Consider the following 2,951-nt stretch of genomic DNA (forward strand, 5'->3'; position numbering starts at 1 on the left):
CGACGTGGCGATCGCGCCCGGTCGGGGCGGCGGCACCAACGCCCTGGTCGTCCGTGACCCCGCCTTCCGGGTCGACTACCACGGTGCCTCGTACCTCGACCATCGGCACATCGCCGAGGAAGTCGGCGCGAGCGTCGCCGTGGTCGACTCCCATCGGCTGGCGACTGACATCGACGAGCGGTCGGACCTGGCCGAACTCCTGATCCACGGCGACGGGAACGCGACGGCGTGGCTCCGTGACGCCGGGGTCGGCCTCGACGCCACGAACGGCCGCGTCGGTGTCGACCGCGAGGAGTGAGGCCGGTGCGCCGGTCCCGTCGGCGTCAGTGATATCCTCGTCCGGTTCGGTCGACATCAGCGTCCGCCCGCTGGGATCGGCTCGGCGTCCGCCCGTTGGGATCGGCTCGGCGTCCGCCCGTTGGAATCGGCGTCCGTTCCCGCCGGGACCACGACGTTTTTGAGACCCGCCCCCCGAGAACCCGGCGTGTTCACGGCGGCAGACGAGTACGGGATCCGGATCGACGTCGACGACCGGGAGGTGGAGCGGCTACTCGCCGTCACGCCGGACGACGTCGCCCGCGCCGACCGGCTGTCGTTCTCCCGGAACGTGTTCGTCCCGCTGACGACCGCGTGCCGGTACACCTGTACGTACTGCACGTACTACGACGTGCCGGGCGAGGCGTCGTTGCTGTCGCCCGAGGAGGTCCGCGAGCGGTGTCGCGTCGGTGCCGACGCGGGGTGTACGGAGGCGCTATTCACCTTCGGCGACGAGCCGGACGACCGGTACACCGCGATCCACGACCAGCTCGACGAGTGGGGGTTCGACTCGATCCACGCGTACCTCTACCGAGCCTGTGAGATCGCCTTGGAGGAGGGACTCCTCCCGCACTCGAACCCCGGCGACCTCACGGAAGCGGAGTTCGCGACGCTCCGCGAGGTGAACGCCTCGATGGGCGTCATGCTGGAGACGACCGCCGACGTCGACGCACACGCCGGGGGACGGCGGAAGACGCCCGGCCAGCGACTCAACACGATCCGGGCGGCGGGGCGGCAGGGCGTCCCGTTCACGACCGGGATCCTCGTCGGGATCGGCGAGGGGTGGCGCGACCGCGCCGAGAGCCTGCTCGCGATCCGCGAGCTCCACGAACGGCACGGGCACGTTCAGGAGGTGATCGTCCAGAACGTCGTCCCGAACGAGCGTTCGGACTTCCCGAAGCCGGATCTCGATACGATGCGACGCGTCGTCGCGATGGCCCGGGCCGCGTTGCCGGCGGCAGTGTCGGTACAGGTCCCGCCGAACCTCTCGCCGGCCGCCGAGCTCGTCGACTGCGGGATCGACGACCTCGGCGGGGTCTCGCCGGTGACGGACGACTACATCAACCCCGAGTACGCCTGGCCCGAACACGACGAGCTGCTGGCAGTCGCCGACGCCGGGGGCGTCCCGCTCGTCGAGCGGCTGGCGACCCACGGTCGGTACCTCCCGGGCGGGATCCGGCCGTCCAGCGAGGACCGGTTCCCGGGCTGGCCAGCGTCGCCGCCGACGGGTCGCGACGCGTGGCTCCCGCCTGCCGTCTTGAACCGGATCCACGAGGACGACGTTCACGGTCGCCGATTACGGGCAGTCGCGCGGGGCTCTGGACCGTTGCAGGTCGATCGTGCTCAAAAAGGGGGGTGATCCGCCCCGAAATCGACGCCGGCGGTAAGTATTTTAAATACCGACCGGAACACGTCGGCAATGGTACCAGTACCACTCCAGTTCGGCGTCGACGCGTGGCTCGGAACGCTCGTCGGGATCCTGTTTACCCTGTTCTTGTTCACTATCGGGCTCGTGGGCGTGTTGTTGATCGGGAAGCTGCTGTTGCTTCCGTCGGTCGAACGCGCGCTCGGATCGAAGGAGTTCGACGACGCGGTACAGAGCCTGGGGACCAGCGTCGCGAACGCCGTGATCTGGGTGGCGGCGATCGCGATCGGGTTCACGATCGCGGGATACGGCGCGTTCCTCTCGGCGTTTGCCGTCTTCGGCGGCGCGATCGCGCTCGCGATCGGCTTCGCCGCACAGGACCTCCTCGGCAACTTTGTCGCCGGGATCTTCATCCTGAAGGACAAGCCGTTCGAGGTCGGTGACTGGATCGAGTGGGACGGGAACGCCGGTCGCGTCGAGGACATCGATCTGCGCGTCTCACGGGTACGAACCTTCGATAACGAGCGTATCACTGTTCCGAACGGCGACCTCGCGAACAACGCCGTCACCAACCCGGTCGCCTACGAGACGCTCCGCCAGAAGTTCGTCTTCGGGATCGGCTACGACGACGACATCGCGGCGGCCACGGACATCATCGTCGAACAGGCGGAAGCCCATCCGGACATCCTCGAGGACCCCGCCCCGTCGGTCCGGCTCGTCGAGCTCGGCGACTCCGACGTCGGGCTCCAGGCCCGCTGGTGGATAGCGGACCCCGACCGCGGCGACTTCGTCAAGGTCCGATCGGAGTACGTCACGGACGTGAAGGAAGCCTTCGACGAGGCCGGGATCGACATCCCGTACGTCCACCGCCAGCTCACCGGGAGCGTCGAGGTCATCGAGTCCGTCGCCGCCGACGAGTAGCGGATCGAGGAAGACTACCGACCGGCGGCCGCCTCGCCGTCGTCGTCGGACGGGCGGTACTGTCTGCTCACTTCCTGCCAACGGTTCGACCGGAACCGAACGCCGTTCAACACGGCGGGTACGGCCTTTTCCAACAGCAGCGCCGCGTACAGCCCGCCAACCCCGAGCGGCGAGACGAGACCGAACAGCGCGGCGGGGAGCGCGAACACGTAGAGCCCGACGACTGAGGCGACGAACGGCCACCGCGTGTCACCTGCGCCGCGCAAGGAGCCGGTTACGGAGCCGTCGATACCGAGGGGGACCGCCGAGAGGGCCGCGACGACGACGAACGCCGTCGTCGCGGCCACGG

2 protein-coding genes and 2 pseudogenes are annotated in these 2,951 nt (G+C 68.9%); 3 read left to right on the forward strand and 1 reads right to left on the reverse strand.

What is annotated here, in order from left to right; all coding sequences use genetic code 11:
* From ACFQEU_RS13885 to ACFQEU_RS13895, 3 genes and pseudogenes are all read left to right on the forward strand, one after another.
* A pseudogene (locus ACFQEU_RS13885) lies at nt 1-298 on the forward strand (2-phospho-L-lactate guanylyltransferase); the annotation flags it as partial.
* Between the two features lie 186 nt (nt 299-484).
* Nucleotides 485-1,675, forward strand: a complete 1,191-nt coding sequence (gene cofG, locus ACFQEU_RS13890; protein ID WP_379783112.1) for a 7,8-didemethyl-8-hydroxy-5-deazariboflavin synthase subunit CofG — start codon at nt 485-487, stop codon at nt 1,673-1,675.
* A gap of 60 nt (nt 1,676-1,735) precedes the next feature.
* On the forward strand, nt 1,736-2,602 hold the full coding sequence (locus ACFQEU_RS13895) for a mechanosensitive ion channel family protein (protein ID WP_379783114.1): 867 nt from the start codon (nt 1,736-1,738) through the stop codon (nt 2,600-2,602).
* Nucleotides 2,603-2,616: 14 nt separating this feature from the next.
* On the opposite strand, the pseudogene ACFQEU_RS13900 reads toward ACFQEU_RS13895, so the two are convergent.
* Nucleotides 2,617-2,951, reverse strand: a pseudogene (locus ACFQEU_RS13900) (MATE family efflux transporter); the annotation flags it as partial.

It is taken from the genome of Halorubrum tibetense (assembly GCF_042661865.1).
GTDB lineage: Archaea > Halobacteriota > Halobacteria > Halobacteriales > Haloferacaceae > Halorubrum > Halorubrum tibetense.